The sequence below is a fragment of the Peribacillus simplex genome (assembly GCF_030123325.1).
Taxonomy (GTDB): domain Bacteria; phylum Bacillota; class Bacilli; order Bacillales; family DSM-1321; genus Peribacillus; species Peribacillus simplex_D.
Genome location: NZ_CP126106.1, coordinates 4,310,651 through 4,333,141, shown reverse-complemented (window position 1 = coordinate 4,333,141; position 22,491 = coordinate 4,310,651). Strand labels below are relative to the sequence as shown.

Genomic DNA, 22,491 nt, shown 5'->3' with positions numbered 1-22,491 from the left:
TGGAAGTTTGATGTGTAAAAAAAAGGGTATTGAATGGTGAATCCCCAAATTAAAATATCGTGGCCTTGCCTGTCATTAAAGTGGGCAAGGCTTTTTATGGAAAAGGCTTTAGGAGGAAACGATGAGAATTGATAAGATTTTATCCAATATTGGTTATGGCAGCAGGAAAGAAGTGAAAAAGCTCCTGAAATCCGGCGCCGTCAAGGTCAATGACAGGCTGCTCAAGGATCCGAAGGAACAAGTGGACCCTGACACGGAAATCGTGACGGTTCATGGTGAACGGGTTGAATACAGGGAATTCATTTATTTAATGATGAATAAACCGCCAGGCGTATTGTCGGCAACGGAAGACAACTACCAAGAAACGGTCATTGATATCTTGGAGCCGGAAGATTCGGTTTTCGAGCCATTTCCTGTAGGCCGTCTTGATAAGGACACAGAAGGTTTATTGCTGATCACGAATGACGGAAAGCTTGCCCACCAACTGCTTTCCCCGAAAAAACATGTCCCTAAAACATATTTTGCGGTCATTGATGGTGAAGTGACGGAACGGGATATCGAGGCATTCCGCAACGGCGTGACCTTGGATGATGGATATGAAACAAAACCAGGTGAATTGAACATTTTAAAATCAGGTCTGACATCGGATATCGAGCTGACGATCATGGAAGGGAAGTTCCATCAGGTGAAGCGGATGTTTGAGGCCGTTGGCAAACGTGTCGTCTACCTAAAGCGTCTCTCCATGGGGAGTTTACAGCTTGATGAGGAACTTGAGCTTGGTGAATACCGTGAGTTGACGGCGGAGGAGCTTGAACAGTTAAAGGCGGGCCAACCGGCTGAATGATATATGGACACAAAAAATGAGGCGGACAAAAATTGTCCGCCTCAAAGTATTTTACATATCGATCTTGTTCGGGTGGTCGTTCATTTTACGATGACATCTTCACCTTTTTACTTGTTGTCGTCCAAAGGCCTCGGCTTGGGCTTTGAACAAGGTCATTGTATGCTAAGACATTTAAATCGCGCTGCACAGTTCGAGGAGTGATGCCAAATTCTTCTACAAGCTCTTGAGTAGAAACCGTACCGTTATTACTAATGAACATATAAACGGATTTAATACGGGTTAACATGCGATTTGTTGAAGGTTTCAAAAAATCACTCCTTATTCTTTTCATTGTTATTTTGAACAAATGAAAACAACCGATATGTCGGACAGCATTTCAGCTGTCACTATGTACTTGCTATACCCACCCTAAAACTCCTCGGAAACATTTAGAAAAAATAAGATGTCATTAGCTTCATTCTACCCCTTTGCAAAAGCAAATTCTAGGAAAAGATACTAATTGACTAAATATTACATTTATTATATCAAATTTTAACAAAAGTATTCTTTATACATATACAAAATTAATAAAGAGTTGTTCCATTTGTTCTTGATCATATTTTGCCAATACAGGACGCTTTATATGCATTTCAACATTCGAGATGTCACACAACACGAACGTTGACTTTTAAGGAATATACATGTTACTTTCCTTAAAATGATCACAAATCGTAATTATTACGCTTTGTGTATGAATAGGTGCTTGATGGCTTGCCGTTACGATGTCATAATGAGGTATCGGGCAGTATAGATTTTTCATACATATCTAAAAGGATTTAAATATAAACCAATTCGAGGTAGAGCCATATGAACGAAAGATTAATGGAGTTTTTATTGCGCGACGAAGTAACCAGACTTTCTGGTGTCAAAAAACAAGTGTATGAATTCATCGTGAACGAAGAAGATTATCTTGCATCGAAGGCGGACACGGTCGATCAATTCATGAGATTGCTGGTAAAGCATTCCCCGCCAAGGCTCGCAGCCCGTCATTTCAATATGCCTTATGGGGAAATCATTCGTTTCATGAATGAAATAGAAGATGAACTGAATGAAAGATTAGAAGAAAGATGCAAGAAAGTAAAATGGATGGACTACACGGAAAAGGACCAGCAGGCATTTGTGGAATATCATCGAAAGCTATATCTATTCGTAAATTAATTGGATCAATGAAAATGCCCCGGTATGAAAGGGCATTTTTTTATTTGTCCGGAACCGTTAATCGGAAATCAGCGATCCCATTTTACAAACTCACAAAGAAACTGTAGGCAAACAATGATTATCTAGTTTGTAGACAAAAGCAGCTCTATCTTTGAAAACAAAGTTGATTGGAACGGAAGGCTCGAGACTCCTGCTTAGAAAAGCGTGTCTAAGGGAGACCCCGCAGGCGCAAAGGCGCCGAGGAGGCTCCCGGACCGCCCGCGGAAAGCGAGTGCCTGGAGAGGAAATCAGCGATCCCATTTTACAAACTCACAAAGAAACTGTAGGCAAACAATGATTATCTAGTTTGTAGACAAAAGCAGCTCTATCTTTGAAAACAAAGTTGATTGGAGCGGAAGGCGCGAAACTCCTGCGGGAAAAGCGAGTCCAGTGAGACCCCACAGGCGCAAAAGCGCCGAGGAGGCTTCCGGACCGCCCGCGGAAAGCGAGTGCCTGGAGGGGAAATCAGCGTCCCCATTTTACAAACTCAAAAAAAACTGTAGGCAAACAATGATTATCTAGTTTGTAGACAAAAGCAGCTCTATCTTTGAAAACAAAGTTGATTGGAGCGGAAGGCGCGAAACTCCTGCGGGAAAAGCGAGTCCAGTGAGACCCCACAGGCGCAAAAGCGCCGAGGAGGCTTCCGGACCGCCCGCGGAAAGCGAGTGCCTGGAGGGAAATCAACGATCGAATTTTAAAAACCCCAAGAAAGAATCAAATGTGTGTCGGTATCTTTAATTGTAAAAAGTGAGAAAAGGGTGTACGATTAAATGAGAATGATAATCAATCACATTTGATTACAGGGGAGTGGACGTTAATGGAACAGCAGGATTTATTTGATGTAACGGTCATTGGGGGAGGGCCAGCAGGCCTTTACTCCACTTTTTATAGCGGACTTAGAGAAATGAAAGTTAAACTGATTGAATACCAGCCAAGGCTAGGCGGGAAAATTCATGTCTATCCGGAGAAAATGATTTGGGATGTTGGAGGGCTGACACCCACAACTGGGGAAAAATTAATTGAGCAGCTGGTGGAGCAAGGTTTAACATTCAATCCAACAGTCGTCTTGAATGAGAAAGTGGAATCCATCACACGCAATGAAGAAGGTATCTTCGTTTTACATACGGCTTCAGGTCACATGCACTTTTCCAAGACGATCATTGTCGCGGTTGGCGGCGGAATCCTGAATCCGCAAAAGTTGGAAATAGACGGGGCAGAAAGGTTTGAAGTCTCCAATTTAAACTATACTGTTAAGTCTTTCAATCGATTCAAGGATAAGACGGTGATCATTTCAGGCGGCGGGAATTCTGCTATAGACTGGGCAAATGAATTGGAGCCCATCGCCAAAAAGGTGTATCTGACATATAGGAAAGATAGTTTAGCAGGGCATGAATCACAGGCAAGGCAATTGATGGAAAGCTCTGCAGTTTGTTTCTTGAATACGACGATTACAAAACTGATCGCCTGCGCTGATCATGAATCAATTGAGCATGTTGAACTGACGAATCAGGCAACGGGAGAGGTTTCTTACTTGCCGATTGACGAAGTCATCATCAATCATGGTTATGAGCGTGATACATCGCTTCTTCGAAATAGTAAAGTGGATATAGCCATTGCCGACAATTATTATATTGAAGGTACTTCTTCAAGTGAATCCTCGATGGATGGAATATACGCTGCCGGTGATATCCTTAAGCATGAAGGTAAATTGAACCTGATAGCAGGTACTTTTCAAGATGCAGCAAATGCCGTAAACAAAGCAAAGCAATATATCCAGCCTGACGCTCACGGAGTGGGAATGGTTTCTTCCCATAATGAAATCTTTAAAAAGCGCAACAGGGAATTGATCAAGGAAATGATGAAACCGGCTGGGGTACTTTAAAGGGAAAATAAAAGCTCCGGGGCCTCAAGGGCCCTGGAGCTTTTTAGCACTTATAAAGATTCCTTGATGACCTTCTTGTAATGGAATACGGATAGGATTCCGAAGATCGAATATAATGCCGTGTATAATGCCATAACGATGATCATCGGTGTCCAAACTTCGGTCCCGAATAAGAACCATCCTGATTGGACTGCGAAATAACTGTGAAGCAGCCCGACGACTAAAGGAATGCCGAAATTGAAAACTTGTTTTGCTTGGATTCCCCTGAGTAAGTCACCTCGCGTGAATCCCAGTTTCCTTAAGATGGTGTAATTGGATTTTTCACCTTCACTTTCATCCATTTGCTTGAAATAGAGGATGCAACCGGATGTGATGAGGAAGGTTAATCCCAAGAAGCCGACGATGAACATGATAAGACCCATATTCTTCTTCTGGGTGTTGAACATTTCTAATTGGGAATCATTCACATGTTCTTCTTTGAAACTCATTTTATTGAATAGATCATTCGCTTTTTCAAGTTCAGCTTCATCCTTCACATCAATGCCGATATTTACAGATGAAACCTTTTGGATTTTCGGGTCGATATCCTTTTTCAAACGGTCGAATATCGTTTGGTCTACAATGGCAACGGGCATTCCGCCACTCGTAAAATAGTAGGACAAGAAGGTATCATCTTTCAATCCCATATATGTTTGCGGAATCACTTCGTGTTTACCCTTCAGTTCGATCTTTCCGGAATCCTTCAAGGACATGACCTTCTCCATCATATTACTGTATCCGCTGAAAAGGGTCTCATCTTCGGCGAGGTTGATTCCTTTAACGGATTCATCACTGATGACGGGAACGGTCATGATGTCCGGATCGAAGTTCACTCCTTCCAGGCTGGTCTCCATTATTTCCTTTACATTGACATCCACTTGAATGACATCGATCACCTTTGCGTCATAATCAATTTTACTGTCTGATAAAGCTTCTTTGAATGCATCTGCATCTTTCATATCCGTCATCGAAAAATCGGTAGGGATACTGCTTTGTGCACTCTTCTCCGCGGAGTAGTAGGAGATATAGCTTAATGATAATAATCCAATCGCCAGAGCGGAAACGGTTGTGATGATCGTCAATAATACCGCATTCGATTTCATCCGGAACATGATGGATGAAAGGGACAATACTTCATTGATGTTCAAATAGCCATTTTTCTTTTTACGGACGATATTAAAGATGAAGCTTACGGATCCTTTATAGAATAGGTAGGTACCGATGATGACGGTTCCCAAAATGAAGACCATGGCCATAAATAGCTCGGTCATCTCTGAAAAAGCTCCATCGAATAATTTGGATGAGACGACATAGCCGGCAATGATCATGATGATTCCGAATATCCCGATGATCATTTCGAACATCGAAACCTTTTTCACTTTTCCTTCCGTCATTGAAGTCACTCTAAATAATGAAAGAATGGTCTGCCTTTTAATGAAGGCATAATTCATCAACATGATGAAAAGATAGATGGCGCTAAAAACGAGAATGGTCTGAACAAGCGGCTGATAAGAAAATTTTAGGGTCGCGATCGCCTGGACACCCATTATTTTAAATAGTATCATGATGATCAATTTTGATGCGGCAAACCCTACAAAGATTCCCAGGAATACGGAACAGAAATACAGGATCAGGTTTTCCACACTCAGGATACGGAATATCCTGTTCTTGGTCATGCCTATCAATTGGAATAAGCCAATTTCTTTACTGCGTCTTTTTATGAAAATGCTATTGGCATATAAAAGGAAGATGGAAACAATCGCAACAAGCAGGATCGATGCTGCCTTGATGGAGGCGGCCCCTTTCACCGTACCCTCCGCTTCATCCAGCGATGGGTCATATTGCAAGGTGACGAAAGCAAAGTAAAGGGAAGCGCTGAAGACCAGGGCAAACACATACAGATAATAGTTCTTCAGATTCTTCTTCAGATTTCGCAAGATGAGTTGATTAATGCTCATTTTGAACCCCTCCCAATACACCTTGTGTTTTCATGATGTCCTTGAAGAAGGTTTGTCTGGATTCTTCACCTTTATTCAATTGTGTATAGATTTGTCCATCTTTAATGAATATCACTCGGCTGCAATAACTGGCCGCCACTGGGTCATGGGTAACCATGATGATGGTCGCTTTGCGCTTTTGATTCATTTCGCTCAGTTTGTTCAGTAAATCGGAAGCTGATTTGGAGTCAAGCGCCCCAGTCGGTTCATCCGCAAAAATGATGCTTGGATCATGGATGAAAGCCCGTGCTGCAGATGTGCGCTGTTTTTGACCGCCGGAAATTTCATTTGGGTATTTATCCTTCACTTCAGATATGCCCAGTTCCTTCGCTACGCTATCAAACTTTTGTGCCGCTTCATAATGGGGTGTTTTTGTAATGGATAAGGGCAGAAGGATATTTTCTTTGACAGTCAGTGTGTCCAATAAGTTATATTCCTGGAAGATGAAGCCAAGGTGGTTCTTCCGAAATTCGGCCAACTGCTTTTCTTTCATCCTTGAAATCACTTTTCCATCGATCGTAATGGTGCCGTTGCTGATTTTATCGATCGAGGAAAGGACATTAAGCAAAGTCGTTTTTCCTGAACCGGATGCACCCATGATACTTACGAATTCACCTTCTTGTATGCCTATATCAAGACCCTTTAAAACTTCTTGTTTATTAAATTTATTACCATAGCTTTTATGGATTTTTTTCGCTTCTAATATATTCATTTGGATACACTCCTTTTTTTCTATATCCTCATTATAAAAGGCCATGAATTTCTTTTCCTTCGTTTGGACGAACAAAGAATAAAAGCATGTGACACTTTTGTCACATGCTTGTGATATTCACGAAATCATTTCTTTTTGGGAAGGTCAACGCAAAGGCCGTTCCGGTTCCAAGCTCTGATTTCACGTCTATGGAGATGAAAAGGGACTTGGCTGCATTCTTTGTTAAATATAATCCCATGCCGGTTGCCGCAGTGTCACGATGATTTGTCGTGGAAGTGAATCCTTTATCAAATATGCGGGATAAATCCTTTGGGTCGATGCCCCGTCCAGAATCCTTCACTTCGAGAACCGTTTGTCCAGCTTGTTCATGGCTATATATCACGATATCCGAGTTTTCACTGTATTTAATGGAGTTCGTCAGGAGCTGCCTCATGATGAAGGCCAGCCATTTGGCATCGGTAAGCACTTCGGTTACATCCAATTGTATGTCGAAGCCGATTCCTTTTTGAATGCACCATGATTGCAGCGTTTTAATCTCATCAAAGATTATTGTTTCCAAATCGGTTTTCTCTATATACAAATCATTTTCGATGAAAGGCATGCGCCCTTGATGGAGCTGCTGATCAAGAAGTAGGTGAATGCGCAGCCACTCATAAGTCAAATGCGATTTCAGCAATTCATCATCCAAGCGGTCAATCATTAAATGCATCGCCGTCAATGGTGTCTTCACTTCATGAATCCAAGCTAATAATTCATCCTTCTCCTGCTCTAAAGTCATTTGACCAATTGATGCGGACTGCTTCAATATTTCGGTTTGGTTAGTGATGCTGTTTTCTATGATTTTTTCGAAAGGGCTTTCCGGTTCGGCTATATTCGTAATATCCAGGTTGTCTTCCCGCGCTTCTAGACTTTTATAAAAATATGTTTCTTTTTTATAGCGGAATATCAAAAATATAATGAATATGAGCAGTGATAAAAAAACAATATACAGTATGGGCTTTAACGGTATCGCCGAATCAAGATAAGCGACAAAGATAATGAATAGATGAAGAAGTATATAGAATATGATCCAGCTGAACCTTTCCACGAGAAATTTTCTGATCATGCATTTGCCTCTTCCACGGCGATATAGCCCTGTCCAACCTTCGTTTCGATGAAATGCCCTAAATCCAGTTCATCCAATCTCTTTCGTAAACGGTTCACATTCACTGTAAGGGTGTTATCGCTTATGAAACGTTTGTCATCCCATAAGCTGTTGATCAATTCTTCGCGGCTTACGATCTTGTTTTTCTGTTCAATGAGCTTTTTCAAGATGAAAATTTCATTTTTCGTCAATTCGATTGTGCCAGTCTCGGCCGTTACCGTGTTCTTCTCGTAATCCACAGTTGCCCCGCACCAGGTTTTCAATTCGACCTTTTCGGTATTGTAATTATAGACACGGCGTAGGGTGGCCTGTATCTTTGCGATGAGTACATCGAAATGAAAAGGCTTCTGAATGAAATCATCAGCTCCAAGCTGCATGGACATCACCATGTCGGTAGGATGATCACGGGAAGATAAAAAGATGATGGGAACATTGGAATGGGACCGGATCATTCTGCACCAATGAAACCCATCAAACTTCGGTAACTGTATGTCAATGATGACCAAATCAGGTTTTATTTCCGTGAATTCCTGAACCACTTTACTAAAATCGCCGATTCCGTAAATATCATAAGACCATTGCGCCAATCTATCTTTAATTTCATTGAATAACGTCGTATCGTCCTCTATCAATAGTAGTTTAAACAAGGGGTTCACCGCACTTTCCAGCTTTTTCTTAAAAGTATATAGTAAAAACTCAATAGGTTCTAGAGAAAGGGAGGAACAGGAGCCGTAATAGCCTGCCGGTTGTGTGTAAACCATTATTATATTAGAATTGACAATAACGAATGGAGGAAGTGAATTTATGTCTGATTTTCCTAATTGCCCTGCATGTGATTCAGAATATACATACGAAGACGGAAGTCTTTTTGTTTGCCCGGAATGCGCCCATGAGTGGACGGTGGAAGCGGAAACGGAAAATGGTGATCAAAAGAAGATGATCAAGGATGCTAATGGAAATGCCTTGAACGATGGTGATACCGTTACGGTAATCAAGGACCTTAAAGTGAAAGGGAGCTCATCCGTCTTAAAAATGGGCACTAAAGTCAAAGGCATCCGTCTAGTTGAGGGAGATCATGATATTGATTGCAAGATTGATGGTTTTGGTGCAATGAAATTAAAATCCCAATTTGTTAAAAAGGTATAATAAAAAAGAACGGTCTAATCGATTGATTAGACCGTTCTTTTTTATTAATGATTCCTTCTTAATAAACTTTGTCACCGTTAAAGATTGAGTTCTTAACGACCACATAGTCCACATTCCGGATGGCTTCCAACTTGGTTCCGCCGGCATATGAAATGGACGACTGAAGATCTTGTTCCATTTCCTTCAACGTATCTTCCAAAGATCCTTTGTGCTCGACATACATCTTTTTGCCTTCAACGTTTTTCTTTTCACCTTTTTGGAATTCAGAAGCTGAACCAAAGTATTCTTTAAATGCCTTTCCATCTTTCTCGATCGTTTGACCTGGAGATTCTTCATGTCCAGCAAATAGTGAACCGATCATGACCATGGAAGCTCCAAATCTAACTGATTTAGCAATATCACCGTTCGTGCGAATGCCGCCGTCAGCTATGATTGGCTTGCTTGCCGCTTTTGCACACCAGCGAAGTGCAGCTAGTTGCCAGCCTCCCGTTCCAAATCCAGTCTTGATTTTGGTGATGCAAACTTTCCCTGGCCCGATGCCAACCTTTGTAGCATCCGCACCGGCATGTTCCAATTCCCGTACCGCTTCAGGAGTTCCCACATTTCCTGCAATGACAAAACTTTCAGGTAAATGTTTTTTAATATGCTGTATCATCTTTATCACGGCATTGGAATGGCCGTGTGCAATATCTATAGTAATGTATTCAGGTACAATGTTGTCAGCCGATAATTGTTCAATGAATCCGTATTCTTCTTCTTTTACGCCTACACTGATGGAAGCGATCAATTCTCGTGAATGCATATCTTTAATGAAAGTCAGTCGTTTTTCTGGCTCAAAACGATGCATTACATAAAAGTAACCGTTTTCAGCTAAGTAAATGGCAATCTTTTCATCAATGATCGTTTGCATATTGGCAGGTACTACAGGTAACTTGAATGTATGTTTACCCAAAGTAACGGATGTATCACACTCAGAACGACTATTTACTACACATTTTGCAGGAATTAATTGAATATCTTCATAATCAAACACGTTTTCCATGTTATGCACCTCTATATACGAATATTTTTATCATTTAATATTAAAATTGTTCGCCCAATAGGTAATGTACATCATTTTTGACAGTAAGTCAAAATTTTTAATGGTTTTATTTTGATTTTATTTCAGCTAGATGGAAAATCCGCTACAGGGCAGGAAGCTAAAAAAAACGAACGAACATGACTTCTTTTGCCAACAGTTTTTATGTGGGTTTGTGGATGGGAACGTTGATTTCCCCTCCAGTCACTCGCTTTCCGCGGGCGGTCCGGGAGCCTCCTCGGCGCTTTTGCGCCTGTGGGGTCTCCCTTGGACACGCTTTTCTAAGCAGGAGTCTCGCGCCTTCCGCTCCAATCAACTTTGTTTTAAAAGATAGGGCTGCTTTTGTCTACAAACTAGATAATCATTGTTTGCCAATCAGTTTTTATGAGGGTGTTTGTAAAATGAGAACGTTGATTTCCTCTCCAGGCACTCGCTTTCCGCGGGCGGTCCGGGAGCCTCCTCGGCGCTTTTGCGCCTGTGGGGTCTCCCTTGGACACGCTTTTCTAAGCAGGAGTCTCGCTCCTTCCGCTCCAATCAACTTTGTTTTAAAAGATAGAGCTGCTTTTGTCTACAAACTAGATAATCATTGTTTGCCAACAGTTTTTATGTGAGTTTGTAAAATGGGAACGTTGATTTCCCCTCCAGGCACTCGCTTTCCGCGGGTGGTCCGGGAGCCTCCTCGGCGCTTTTGCGCCTGCGGGCTCTCACTTGGACTCGCTTTTCTAAGCAGGAGTCTCGCACCCTCCGCTCCAATCAACTTTGTTTTAAAAGATAGAGCTGCTTTAGTCTACAAACTAGATAATCAATGTTTGCCAATCAGTTTTTTTGTGAGTTTGTAAAATGAGAACGTTGATTTCCTCTCCAGGCACTCGCTTTCCGCGGGCGGTCCGGAAGCCTCCTCGGCGCTTTTGCGCCTGCGGGGTCTCCCTTGGACACGCTTTTCCCGCAGGAGTCTCGCGCCTTCCGCTCCAATCAACTTTGTTTTAAAAGATAGAGCTGCTTTTGTCTACAAACTAGATAATCATTGTTTGCCAACAGTTTTTTTGTGAGTTTGTAAAATGGGAACGTTGATTTCCCCTCCAGTCACTCGCTTTTCTAAGCAGGAGTCTCGCGCTCTCCGTTCCAATCAACTTTGTTTTAAAAGATAGGGCTGCTTTTGTCTACAAACTAGATAATCATTGTTTGCCAATCAGTTTTTATGAGGGTGTTTGTAAAATGAGAACGTTGATTTCCTCTCCAGTCACTCGCTTTCCGCGGGCGGTCCGGGAGCCTCCTCGGCGCTTTTGCGCCTGCGGGGTCTCCCTTGGACTCGCTTTTCTAAGCAGGAGTCTCGCACCCTCCGCTCCAATCAACTTTGTTTTAAAAGATAGAGCTGCTTTAGTCTGCCCAATCAACTCGAACGTTTTTATTAGAAAAAACAACAAGCTGTTCTCATCCTAAAGCATGACTTTAAAAAAGGATCTAGGACTGTCCTTAAAGGTTTTTTCCTGTAATCCTAATTGGATTGAAGGAAATTGCGACACTCCTGGGAAAGGGAAAGGTTTTCTGAAATCAACTCGGATGTTTATTTGTCCACTGCCTTAAATTCTTAAGTATTTTCACCAAACTGTGTGGCTTTTACACCTTTACGTTTTTTTACATCTTCTTAACGGGACCGACATGGCACTAAGTTAAAATGATGATGTGTAACGAAAAAGAATGGGGGGATTGGCATGAAGGTTGAATTACATTGTCATACGAACATTTCAGATGGTTCCAGTTCTTTTGAAGAACTATTGGAGGTTGCAAAAAGGGAGAGCATTGGCCATTTAGCGATTACGAATCACGATACAACGATGAGAGTGCAAGAGATGGTGGAACATGGGAAGGAAGTAGGAATCGAAATCATTCCTGGTATAGAAGTTTCTGGTTATGACTTTGCAAGAGGAAGGCGTGTACATATTTTGGGCTATTTTGTTGAGCCTGGTCATAAGGCGCTTGAGGAGCTATGTAATCCGCTGATTCATAAGAGGAATGCAGCTTCTGAAAAAATGGTGGAACGGCTGATTCATGCAGGATATCGAATAACTTGGGATCAGGTTTCTAAATTCAAGGGAGGAACCGGTGTTTATAAACAGCATATTATGCTGGCGCTAAGGGAATCGGGGTATACGGATTCTATCTATGGAGATTTGTATAAGAAGATCTTCAGTCGCGGCCAAAATGGAGAAGAGCCAGGCATTGCCTTTATTCCTATGGAGTATGTGGATGCCATCCTTGCTGTGAAGGCGATTCGTGCTGCCGGGGGCGTTCCGGTCCTTGCTCATCCTGGACAATACGGGAGCTTCGAAATGATTCCTGATCTTGTAGAAGCAGGGCTTGAAGGGATTGAAGTTCTTCATCCGCATCATGGTCATGAAGAAGAGGAAAGAGCGATTTCATATGCAGATCAATATAATCTCATTAAGACAGGAGGTTCGGATTTTCATGGGGATTATGGGGAGAACCCGATTCTGCTTGGCAGTATGAGCCCAGGAAAGGAATGTGTGGATGCTTTGAAATTAAGGAAAAAAAGCATGTCCATTACTGATGTCGTATTGAAAAATATCGATCTATGAAACCAGGAATTTTGCTGTGAAAGCGACCTGATCATATGCTGGATGAGCATTTTGAAAGACTGAACGATGCAGGAGTTGTATTGAAAAGGTCCATAAAAAAAGTATTCCCTTTCGTTCTGGTAATTGACCAGGACTTTTTTTTTACAAGAAAATCATGGTAGCTTCATATTTTCTCATTACACTGACATTAACAAGGAAAAATGGGTATTGGGCTGATCTAATATTTAAAGGGGGATTTCTGTTGGCGGAAAAAAACTTTTTAGTGGATCATTTAATATCGGAAATTAAGAGTGGGACCTTTCAATTGGATAAAAAGTTACCTTCGGAGCATATACTCGCTGATCAATTTAATGTTCCAAGAATGGTTGTCAGGAAGGCATACGAGCAGCTTCAAGATTTAGGCTTTATCTATTCAAAGCAAGGTAAGGGAAGTTATGTCCAGGAAAGCAAGAAGCAAATTCCGTTAATTCTATCCGGAGATGTCAGTTTCACCGAGAAAATGAAAGAATTCCAGTTTTCCTTTCAAACGAGTACAATTTTTTGCGAAGAAATTTCTTACGATCAGAAGATTTTTCAAAGCCTCGAGGTGGACAGGGATGACAAGGTCTTTAAAATTGGCAGGCTTAGGTTAATGGACGATTTCCCGATTGCTCTTCATACATCTTTTGTAGCAAAATCAACATTTCCTGAAATTCAAAATGACGGTCCTGACATTACCTCTATGTTTCAGTATTATAGGCAGCGTGGTTTTGTGGAATTCGGATCCAGCAGCAGCACACTGAACGTGATTTTTCCTACTCTTGTCGAACGGGATATTTTGCAGTGTTCAAGTTTAATTCCACTTTTGCAAGTGGAATCGTTATGCCGGGATAAGCGGAGCAATCAAGTCCTTGAGCACACGGTCATAATCTATCGAAGCGATTGTTTCACATATGTTATATAAAAACTTCCATTCGAGATATCGCTCGAATTCACAAGTAAATGCTCTGAATTCACGAGTAAAAGTACGGAACTCACGAGTAAATGCTTCGAATTCACGAGTAAAAGTACGAAGCTCACGAGTAAAGCTCGAATTCACGAGTAATGGCACGAAATTTTGAATAGTGCAGGTCCGGCTTTAACAAATTTCATACAAAGATTTACTCTTTCTTAACGTACGTTCACTTGGCAACAAGATACATTGAAGATGTAGCGGGAAACTAAAACATTGGAGGCCATTGGAATGAGAAGAAGGGAAAGAACCGAGATTTTGATTCAAGGCTCTGAGGACATTGCGAAGGAATTTGCCAAGGAAATAGCAATGAAATATAAAGTTACCGTCATTCAAAAGCCAGAGAGTGCCCTTGTGTTGCTAAAGACAAGGGAAACGGCAAAAAAGAGCTTGTTTTATCTTGGGGAAATGCTGGTGACTGAATGCACGGTCCAAATTCAGGAGTCAATCGGGATTGGCATCGTTATGGGACATCGGGAAGAGCTGGCACATCGTTTAGCTATCATTGATGCTGCTTATCAGGCTGATCTTGGCGAAACGAGATCATGGTCACATGTTTTGGAAAATGAGAAGGAGAATATACAGAAAAATCTTCAAGAGCTGAATCGATCAATCTTAAGAACCAAGGTCAACTTTGAAACAATGGATGTTCAATAAGGGGGGAAAGCAATGAATTTGGATGTAGTTCATGATATACAAACTGTTTATAGAAAGCTTGTAACGGCGACTTCAAGACCTGGAACTTTAGTGGTTTTGGAAAGGGAAGCCAGGACATTGGATGTTCAAATGGAATGCTTATCTTCGACCATCCTGCTTGCACTTACTGTACTTGACCCTGAAGTGACGTTTAAGGTCATTGCAAAGGAGGGGGAGGCGGTGTCAAGAATGATCAATCAGCTTACTTATTCAAAGCCTGTCGATTTGCCGGAAGCGGATTTCATCTTTATTTTACATGATGCCTCCGAGGAGCAAATGAAGGAAGCGATAAATAAAGCAAAGGTAGGAAATCTGTTGAACCCCCATGAATCGGCGATGATCATTCTGGAAGTGCCGGATGTAACGAAGGGGGACTCAATGATCCTTTCAGGACCGGGAATTCAAGAGGAATCATTCATAAGCCTTCCGAACGTCTCCGCCTGGCTTGGCGTAAGGAACGAAAAAAACATAGAATTCCCTTTAGGAATCGATATGTATTTTGTGGATCGACAAGATCGTTTAATAGCTTTACCGAGAACGACTGAAATCAAGGAAAATGGAGGTGAGATTATATGGGATATGTTGCAGTAAAGGGCGGAACAAAGGCGATTGAGGAATCCATCAAACGCTTAAAGTATGAACGGGTCAAAAAAGGGACGGCTATAGAGCTGCATAAGATAGAAGCTGGGATGAGAGGGCTGATTGATCAGGTTATGTCAGAAAGCAGTTTGTATGATCGATCACTGGCTGCACTAGCCATTAAACAGGCTGAAGGCAATCCGGAAGAAGCTGTTTTCCTCTTGAGGGCCTATCGATCAACTTTGCCGCGAAAACATGTTTCACGAGTGATCAGTTCTGAAAATATGAAAGTGGAACGGCGGATTTCAGCTAGTTTTAAGGATATACCTGGCGGACAGATTTTAGGTGCCACGACCGATTATACGCATCGATTACTAGATTCGGAGCTGGAAAATGAATCGGATCTAAGCATTCAAGATTGGTTACGGGCTTTTCAAGAAGAAAATCATTCAACAGAATATCAGAACGATACGGCTGATTTAAACTCCCTGACTAAAGTTTTGGACTACTTAAGAAGTGAAGGCTTATTAGCAAGCTGTGAAAACAATGATTTGCAGCCTGGGGATGTTACTAGGAAAAGTCTGGAGTTTCCTTCAATGCGGAGTGAGCGCCTGCAAGTTTTAACAAGAGGCCAAACCGGTGCAGTGACATCACTTGCTTATGCAGTCATTCGTGGATATGGTGCACTGCACCCGACAGTAGGAGAGCTACGCGTAGGCAAGCTGCCCGTCCATGTCGATCACCCGCTGCTGGACGAAGGGCAAGAGGAAGATAGCTATTTTATTGGGGACTTTACAGCAACGGAGGTAGAGATGCTCATTCCGCTTACGGTAGAGAAAGAACAAGGCAAAAAAGAAATGGAGTTTGAAGTTGGCTATGGCATGTGCATGGGACAAAATGAAACCAAAGCAATCGCAATGGGCATCCTGGATAATTGCCTGGAAAAACCCAACAAGGAGTTTCCAAGTCACAACGAGGAATTCGTCCTTTATCATATAGATTCAGTGGAATCAACGGGTTTCATCTCCCATTTGAAGATGCCTCATTATGTTACGTTCCAATCCAAGCTTGATAGCATTCGGAAGTCAAAAGATAAGACCGCAGAGCAGGAGGTTGGATTGCATGAATAAAACCTATAATTTTGCATTCTTTGATGAAGGGTCGAAACGGGAAATTAGAAGGGCGACACTGAAGGCGATTGCCATTCCCGGTTATCAAGTCCCATTCGCTTCAAGGGAAATGCCGATTGGGCGTGGTTGGGGCACGGGCGGCCTGCAGTTGACATTGTCATTGATCGGAAAGGATGACGTCCTTAAGGTGATCGACCAAGGCTCGGATGAATCCGTTAATGCCGTTAACATAAAAAAACTCGTATCTGACACCACTGGGGTAAGGACAACGGATAACACAAAGGATGCCTCTTTAATCCAGTCCAGGCACAGGGTGCCGGAAGTGCCGTTGCAACGAGACCAAATTTTAATTCTTCAAGTTCCATTACCGGAACCTTTAAGGAACTTTGAGCCGAGCGAACATGAAACGAAAAAGCTTCATGCTGAGAGAGAGTATAGCGGAGCATGGCTTATGTTATTTGAACAAATCATGAAGTACGGAATAATGGCGACGGATGCAGACCATCCGGTTATGGTCCACGACCGGTATGTCATGGCACCAAGTCCCATACCAAGATTCGATAATGCCAAGCTGGACGAAAGTGAAGCGCTCATTTTGTTAGGTGCAGGCAGGGAGAAAAAGGTTTATGCAGTACCTCCTTATACAAATGTATCATCTTTGGCATTTGATGATTATGAATTTGAAATCGAGTCCTTTACAAATCATGCTTGCATTCTCTGCGGGTCCAATGATGTGTTTTTGGATGAACTTGTTGATGAGGAATCAGGGGAAACGTATTTCCAATGCAATGATACTAGCAATTGCCTTGAAATGGTCAATCAAAAACAATCATTGGGAGTGAATTAAATGTCTGTGCTTGAGGTACCCGTATTATCGGTTAAACAAATGAACAAACAGTACGGTAGCGGATGTTCAATTTGTAAACATATGAAATCGGGAAAAGTGGCGAAAAACTATTGTCATGGATGCGGGACGGTATATGCCTGTAGAGATGTGACGTTTGATTTGTATCACGGTGAAGTTCTCGGAATTGTAGGGGAAAGCGGCAGCGGAAAATCCACTTTAATGAAAAGTTTATATTTTGACGATGAAGTAACAGATGGAGAAATGTATGTAGCTGGCTTTGAGGATGGAAAAAAGAATTTATTCATGGAGTCTGCCCAGAAAAAAAGATTCGTTCGAAACCATCTGATGGGGAAGGTTTATCAAAACCCGATTCTAGGGTTGAAAATGGATTTCTCCTCTATAGGCAATATAGCCGAAAAGTTGATTTCAGCTGGGAACAGACATGTTGGCAGCATGGAAACAAGAGGCGCCGAGCTCCTTGAAGCAGTCAATATTCCCATTCATCGAATGAAAGAAGAACCAAGGAATTTCTCAGGCGGAATGCAGCAACGGGTCCAGATAGCCAAAGCATTGTCCAACAATCCCCCCATACTGCTTTTGGATGAGGTCACCACGGGTTTGGATTTATCCGTTCAAGCAAGTGTATTGGATCTAATTAAAGGTCTCCAAAGAGATTTGAATATCAGCATTGTATTGGTATCCCATGATTTGGGCGTAATCCGAATGCTTGCAGACCGTACGCTCGTCATGCTGGAGGGTAAAGTAATCGAGCAAGGTTTAACAGATCAAATACTCGAAGATCCACAGCATCCTTATACCCAACAATTAGTACACTCACTGCTGTAAAAGAAACTAAAGGAAAATGGGGGAAGAGACATTGTTGCTGATTAAAAATGGAAAAATAATAACGGAAGACTCGATCCTGATGGACCATGATCTCTTAATTAAGGATGATAGAATTTGCCGGATTGCACCTGTGGGGGAAATAGAAAAGAGTCCTGAGATGGAAGTGCTGGATGCTTTGGGTGGATATGTTTCACCTGGTTTCATCGATCTCCATTCGGATTATATTGAACATATGACTGCGCCGCGCCCGACTTCTTTAATGAATTTTCATTTGAGCTTAAGAGAAACGGAAAAGGAACTGATCACGCACGGGATCACGACCATGTTTCATTCCCTGTCGCTCTATAAATCGACTGAATACGCATATAAGCCAATTCGGGAGCCTGAGAATGTAAGGAAGCTCATCGACTTAATTGATCAAACACATACGATGAAGCACCTGGTCCGTCATCGGTTTCATGCCCGGTATGAAATCGATAATTTGGAGGATATTGATAGTTTAAAAGAATATGTTTCCGAAAAGAAAGTGCATCTGGTCTCATTCATGGACCACACTCCAGGACAAGGGCAGTATCGGCATCTAGAGATATATCGAAACACTTTAAGGGGGTATAACAATTATAGTGATGAAGCCATTGATGTGATGATCCGGACTCATCAAGTGAAAGAAAAGCTGACGATTGAAAGAATGAAGGAAATTGCACTTCTAGCAAGGGAAAATAATATTGCCGTTGCCTCACATGATGATGATTCAATAGAGAAGCTTGAATTGGTTCACAGCTTTGGAACGAGTATAAGTGAATTTCCAATCACACTTGAAATTGCCCGTAAGGCCCATGATATGGGGATGTATACCATAGCCGGTGCACCAAATGTGCTTTTGGGAGGTTCTCACAGCGGGAACTTAAGTGCCTCTGAAACCATTCAGGATGGAAGCATAGACATATTATGCAGTGATTATTACCCTGCGGCACTGCTGCATTCAATGTTTGAATTGGTCGAAAACCATGGGATGGATCTTGTCGATATGTTTAAGCTAGTTACGATTAATCCCGCAAAGGCAGTCAAGATGGAGGACGAAATTGGATCGATTCACGAAGGGAAAAAGGCTGACATTCTTATCATTGAAAAAATTTCAGGTGATTTCCCTGTCATAACAACTGTGATTGTAGACGGAAAATTGATTCAAAAAACGAATTACAGGATCTGAATTTTAGAAAGCGGGTGGCAAAGTGGAGAACATATTGGAGATCAAAGATTTATCCAAGTCCTTTATTTTACATAATCAACGCAAGAAAATCCATGCGGTCAGCAACATTACGATCACAGTGAAAAAAGGCGAATTCATTGGCATTACAGGCAAGAGCGGCAGCGGAAAATCAACAATCCTGAAATCGATTTATGGTACCTATCGGGTTCAAGAAGGAGACATCTGGTATGAATCTTCCCACTATGGTGCGATTAATCTGGCAAAAGCTGCTGAAAGGGAAATGATTTACCTGCGTAAGCATGAGATAGGCTATGTATCCCAATTTTTAAATGTCATGCCAAGAACTACAGCAAGGCAGCTCGTTACCGGTGCCATCCTTGAAATGGGAAGGACCAGGGAAATGGCCAATATCGAAACGGAAAAAATCCTCGACCACTTTGAAATAGGAAAAGAGCTATGGGACAGCTACCCTGCTACTTTTTCAGGAGGGGAGAAGCTGAGGTTAAATATAGCAAGGGCAATGGTGAAAAGGCCGCGTCTCCTCCTGCTGGATGAACCGACTGCAAGTTTGGATCACGATTCTAAAGTGAAGGTGAAAACCCTGCTGGAACAGCTAATGAACGAAGGGACGACAATGCTGGGCATTTTTCATGACTTGGAGTTCATGAATCGGTTAGTAAATAAAGAATATAGCATGCAGAATGGATGTTTCACTCAAGCTATTCAAAAAATTTAACGGCGAATTCACACAAATTTTACTGAATATTCAGCCGCCTTAACGGCAGGTTAGCATTGTACCGGTATTGTTATATGGGAAGTGACTGAAATAAGAAAAGATCTTTTAAATGGGAGGGAAGATTTAACGTGAAAAAATCGATGATGTCCATATTGATGTTAGTTATTTTGCTGGTGTTCACAGGCTGTTCTTCCACTAGTTCAACAGGTGCAAATGAAGATGATACATTAACCGTGGCATGGCTGCCAAATGAATCCGGGGAAGATTTAGGGGAAGCCCGCGATGAAATCGGGAAAATCCTGGAGGATGCCACAGGAATGAAAGTCGAACATAAGACCACTACGGATTATAACATTGCAATCGAGGCAATTGCTAATGGAAACGCAGATTTAGCATTCCTGGGAGCGCAAGGATATATTGAAGCAAACAACAAAAACGATAGTGTTCAACCTCTAGTTGTTCCAAGCGGTGAATCAGGTACGTTGGATGATGCAGTCTATAATAGCTGGCTGGCCGTTCAAAATGCAGATGACTATAAAATCAACGGCGAATACATGATTGATGGTATCCAAGGGAAAAAGTTCTCTTTCGTATCAAATAGCTCTACATCCGGCTTCAAAGTTCCTTCCACAGGAATCGTTGATTATTTTTCGCAGCAAGATAAGTTTAAGGAATTAAAGGCCGAGGACCTATTGGAAGGCGGGAAAGATAAATTCTTCAGTGAAGTGCTATATGGCGGTTCACACCAAGGATCGGCTGTTAATCTTTTGACCGGGAAAGCGGAAGTGGCGGCTTTTTGTGACACATGTGTCAATAATTATGTAGTGCTGGCTGATGGGGAAGAGAATAAAGCAGGTGCCGTGTATAAGGTAAAGAAGGATGCAGCTGAACCCTTCAACACAGTTGTAGATAAAACATTCTCACTCATTTCAGTGACTCCGGTTCTGAATGCACCTTTCGTTGTCAACACCGAATTAGTCAGTGAGGAAACACGTGAAAAAATTCTTGAAACGTTGATGTCCGATGAAATGGCTAATAACGAGAAAGTTTTTGTACCGGAAGATTCTAAATCATCAGGTCTATTTAAACGGGTGAGCGGAAAAGAGAAAATGGTGGAAGTTGAGGATGATTGGTTCAATCCAATTCGGGAATTATCTAAATAAAGGCAGTAAAATGCAGGAGGATCATACATGAAAACATTATTGGAAGTGAAAAATGTCTCAAAGCATTTTGGAAATGGTACAAAGGCGTTATCCAATATTGACTTCACTGTGAAGGAAGGAGAGTTCGTTTCCATCATAGGGCCATCTGGAGCAGGGAAATCAACTCTTCTGCGATGCATCAATAGGATGATCGATGCTTCTAGCGGAGAAATCATTTTTGATAATGATCATGTATACAAGGTGAATAAAAGAGAGTTAAAGAAAGTACGCAGGAAAATAGGGATGGTTTTTCAACATTACAATCTTGTAAATAGACTAAGTGTGATTGAAAATACCCTGCATGGACGATTAGGCTATAAATCTACATTGGCTGGAATCCTTGGCCTTTATAGTGAAGAGGAGAAACTTCAGGCTGCTAAAGTTCTCCAAATTCTCGGTCTGGAAGATCTGATCTATAAAAGATCCGATCAGTTGAGCGGAGGCCAGAAACAACGGGTTGGTATTGCGCGGGCGCTTATCCAAAATCCTAAATTGCTATTATGCGATGAACCGATTGCCTCCCTTGACCCGAATTCTTCCAAAGTGATCATGGATCATTTAAGGAATATCTGCACTTCCATGGGAATCACAGTCGTGGTCAACCTGCATCAAGTCGATGTTGCCCTGAAATATTCGGATCGAATCATCGGTGTGAATGGCGGGAAGATTGTTTTCAATGGCACGACTCAAAATATTACCTCAAATGATATCCACCAGATTTATGGATCAGATGAAGGGAAATTGATTTTTGATTTGGGAGGTTCCCATGTCGGCTGATGTTTTTGCAAAAAAGAGAAGAAATTCACTTGCATTGTTTTTGCTTATAGGGGCTGCGACGGCTGTTTCCATTATCATTACAGAATTCAGCATCGCAAAAGGGGTTACTTCTGTTCCTAAGGCCATACAATGGTCGTTATCTAATTTTTATCCAACAAAGGATTCCCTTGCCAAACTCCCGGACATTTTGATAAAGCTGAAAGAAACGCTTTTAATATCCGTTGCTGCAACCACACTCGCGGGAATATTGGCCTTTGTATTTGCGATATTGGGTTCCAATACGACAAGGGTGAATGCTTTCTTTGGTGGGTTTAGCCGCGGGGTAGCCGTTTTATTTAGAAATATTGATGTCTCAATATGGGCGTTAGTTCTGTTATTTTCATTCGGACAAAGTTCCTTGACCGGTTATTTTGCCTTGTTTTTTGGATCTTTCGGTTTTTTAACAAGAGCTTTCATTGAAACGATCGATGAAGTGAGCTGCAGTTCCGTAGAAGCTTTGCAGACTACCGGTGCAAGTTATCTAACCGTCATTTCGCAGTCTGTCATCCCTTCAGCAATTCCGCAAATGATCAGCTGGGTACTATTTATGATAGAAACGAATATCAGGAATGCAACATTGGTCGGACTGCTTACAGGATCGGGTATTGGTTTTACGTTTAATCTTTATTATAAAAACTTGAGTTATGACATTGCCAGTCTTGTCGTCATAACGATCATCATTTCGATAGTATGTATTGAATTGATCTCAAATTATGTGAGGAGGGTGATTTTATGATGCAGGCTGAGGGTCCGATCAAACCAT

The 22,491-nt window shown here is 41.8% G+C and carries 23 protein-coding genes; 16 read left to right on the top strand and 7 right to left on the bottom strand.

What is annotated here, in order from left to right:
- Positions 1–121 precede the first annotated feature (121 nt).
- Positions 122–844 carry a pseudouridine synthase gene (locus QNH43_RS20535; protein ID WP_076364518.1) on the top strand — a complete coding sequence of 241 codons (723 nt, stop codon included), beginning with the start codon at positions 122–124 and terminating at the stop codon, positions 842–844.
- Positions 845–929: 85 nt separating this feature from the next.
- Here the strand turns inward: QNH43_RS20535 and QNH43_RS20530 are convergent, their stop codons facing one another.
- Positions 930–1,151, bottom strand: coding sequence for a DeoR family transcriptional regulator (locus tag QNH43_RS20530; RefSeq protein WP_034309346.1), 222 nt, complete (start codon positions 1,149–1,151; stop codon positions 930–932).
- A gap of 539 nt (positions 1,152–1,690) precedes the next feature.
- Between QNH43_RS20530 and QNH43_RS20525 the strand changes: the two genes are divergently transcribed.
- Together QNH43_RS20525 and QNH43_RS20520 are read left to right on the top strand one after the other, a co-directional pair.
- On the top strand, positions 1,691–2,041 hold the full coding sequence (locus QNH43_RS20525) for a hypothetical protein (protein WP_098372038.1): 351 nt from the start codon (positions 1,691–1,693) through the stop codon (positions 2,039–2,041).
- An 856-nt stretch (positions 2,042–2,897) separates the two neighbouring features.
- Positions 2,898–3,962: an NAD(P)/FAD-dependent oxidoreductase gene (locus tag QNH43_RS20520; protein WP_283915450.1), complete on the top strand. Its 1,065-nt coding sequence runs from the start codon at positions 2,898–2,900 to the stop codon at positions 3,960–3,962.
- Between the two features lie 50 nt (positions 3,963–4,012).
- On the opposite strand, the gene QNH43_RS20515 is transcribed toward QNH43_RS20520, so the two are convergent.
- From QNH43_RS20515 to QNH43_RS20500, 4 genes are all read right to left on the bottom strand, one after another.
- Positions 4,013–5,959 (bottom strand): ABC transporter permease, encoded by a 1,947-nt coding sequence (locus tag QNH43_RS20515; RefSeq protein WP_283915449.1) that lies wholly within the window; start codon positions 5,957–5,959, stop codon positions 4,013–4,015.
- Positions 5,949–6,710: an ABC transporter ATP-binding protein gene (locus tag QNH43_RS20510; protein WP_283915448.1), complete on the bottom strand. Its 762-nt coding sequence runs from the start codon at positions 6,708–6,710 to the stop codon at positions 5,949–5,951. Before QNH43_RS20510 ends, QNH43_RS20515 begins: the two co-directional genes overlap by 11 nt.
- A gap of 100 nt (positions 6,711–6,810) precedes the next feature.
- The gene (locus QNH43_RS20505) at positions 6,811–7,815 is read right to left on the bottom strand and encodes a sensor histidine kinase (protein WP_283915447.1); all 1,005 of its coding nucleotides are present in this window, start codon (positions 7,813–7,815) and stop codon (positions 6,811–6,813) included.
- The gene (locus tag QNH43_RS20500; protein WP_283915446.1) at positions 7,812–8,501 is read right to left on the bottom strand and encodes a response regulator transcription factor; all 690 of its coding nucleotides are present in this window, start codon (positions 8,499–8,501) and stop codon (positions 7,812–7,814) included. The genes QNH43_RS20505 and QNH43_RS20500 overlap by 4 nt, the downstream gene beginning before the upstream one ends.
- 157 nt (positions 8,502–8,658) lie before the next feature.
- Between QNH43_RS20500 and QNH43_RS20495 the strand changes: the two genes are divergently transcribed.
- The gene (locus tag QNH43_RS20495; protein ID WP_283915445.1) at positions 8,659–9,000 is read left to right on the top strand and encodes a zinc ribbon domain-containing protein YjdM; all 342 of its coding nucleotides are present in this window, start codon (positions 8,659–8,661) and stop codon (positions 8,998–9,000) included.
- A 58-nt stretch (positions 9,001–9,058) separates the two neighbouring features.
- Here the strand turns inward: QNH43_RS20495 and guaC are convergent, their stop codons facing one another.
- Entirely contained in the window at positions 9,059–10,042 is a 984-nt protein-coding gene (guaC, locus tag QNH43_RS20490) for a GMP reductase (RefSeq protein ID WP_192206137.1), read from the bottom strand.
- Between the two features lie 1,232 nt (positions 10,043–11,274).
- Entirely contained in the window at positions 11,275–11,502 is a 228-nt protein-coding gene (locus QNH43_RS20485; RefSeq protein WP_283915444.1) for a hypothetical protein, read from the bottom strand.
- 288 nt (positions 11,503–11,790) lie between these two features.
- Here QNH43_RS20485 and QNH43_RS20480 point away from each other — a divergent pair, with 288 nt between their 5' ends.
- The 12 genes from QNH43_RS20480 to QNH43_RS20425 all read left to right on the top strand — a co-directional run bounded on the left by QNH43_RS20480 (position 11,791) and on the right by QNH43_RS20425 (position 22,464).
- Positions 11,791–12,675 carry a PHP domain-containing protein gene (locus tag QNH43_RS20480; protein WP_283915443.1) on the top strand — a complete coding sequence of 295 codons (885 nt, stop codon included), beginning with the start codon at positions 11,791–11,793 and terminating at the stop codon, positions 12,673–12,675.
- Between the two features lie 241 nt (positions 12,676–12,916).
- Positions 12,917–13,618 carry a GntR family transcriptional regulator gene (locus tag QNH43_RS20475; protein ID WP_283915442.1) on the top strand — a complete coding sequence of 234 codons (702 nt, stop codon included), beginning with the start codon at positions 12,917–12,919 and terminating at the stop codon, positions 13,616–13,618.
- A gap of 279 nt (positions 13,619–13,897) precedes the next feature.
- Entirely contained in the window at positions 13,898–14,323 is a 426-nt protein-coding gene (phnG, locus tag QNH43_RS20470; protein WP_283915441.1) for a phosphonate C-P lyase system protein PhnG, read from the top strand.
- 12 nt (positions 14,324–14,335) lie between these two features.
- Positions 14,336–14,953, top strand: coding sequence for a phosphonate C-P lyase system protein PhnH (gene phnH, locus QNH43_RS20465; protein ID WP_283915440.1), 618 nt, complete (start codon positions 14,336–14,338; stop codon positions 14,951–14,953).
- The gene (locus QNH43_RS20460) at positions 14,935–16,071 is read left to right on the top strand and encodes a carbon-phosphorus lyase complex subunit PhnI (RefSeq protein ID WP_283915439.1); all 1,137 of its coding nucleotides are present in this window, start codon (positions 14,935–14,937) and stop codon (positions 16,069–16,071) included. The genes phnH and QNH43_RS20460 overlap by 19 nt, the downstream gene beginning before the upstream one ends.
- Entirely contained in the window at positions 16,064–16,918 is an 855-nt protein-coding gene (locus tag QNH43_RS20455) for an alpha-D-ribose 1-methylphosphonate 5-phosphate C-P-lyase PhnJ (protein WP_283915438.1), read from the top strand. Before QNH43_RS20460 ends, QNH43_RS20455 begins: the two co-directional genes overlap by 8 nt.
- A complete protein-coding gene (locus QNH43_RS20450) occupies positions 16,919–17,764 on the top strand; it encodes an ATP-binding cassette domain-containing protein (protein ID WP_283915437.1) in 846 nt (281 codons plus the stop codon).
- Positions 17,765–17,795: 31 nt separating this feature from the next.
- Positions 17,796–18,974 (top strand): phosphonate metabolism protein PhnM, encoded by a 1,179-nt coding sequence (gene phnM, locus QNH43_RS20445; RefSeq protein WP_283915436.1) that lies wholly within the window; start codon positions 17,796–17,798, stop codon positions 18,972–18,974.
- Between the two features lie 22 nt (positions 18,975–18,996).
- Positions 18,997–19,710: a phosphonate C-P lyase system protein PhnL gene (locus tag QNH43_RS20440; protein WP_283915435.1), complete on the top strand. Its 714-nt coding sequence runs from the start codon at positions 18,997–18,999 to the stop codon at positions 19,708–19,710.
- Between the two features lie 128 nt (positions 19,711–19,838).
- Positions 19,839–20,873 carry a phosphate/phosphite/phosphonate ABC transporter substrate-binding protein gene (gene phnD, locus QNH43_RS20435; RefSeq protein ID WP_283915434.1) on the top strand — a complete coding sequence of 345 codons (1,035 nt, stop codon included), beginning with the start codon at positions 19,839–19,841 and terminating at the stop codon, positions 20,871–20,873.
- Positions 20,874–20,900: 27 nt separating this feature from the next.
- Entirely contained in the window at positions 20,901–21,689 is a 789-nt protein-coding gene (phnC, locus tag QNH43_RS20430; RefSeq protein ID WP_076364570.1) for a phosphonate ABC transporter ATP-binding protein, read from the top strand.
- Positions 21,679–22,464 carry a PhnE/PtxC family ABC transporter permease gene (locus tag QNH43_RS20425; protein ID WP_283915433.1) on the top strand — a complete coding sequence of 262 codons (786 nt, stop codon included), beginning with the start codon at positions 21,679–21,681 and terminating at the stop codon, positions 22,462–22,464. The genes phnC and QNH43_RS20425 overlap by 11 nt, the downstream gene beginning before the upstream one ends.
- The last annotated feature ends 27 nt before the right edge of the window (positions 22,465–22,491 follow it).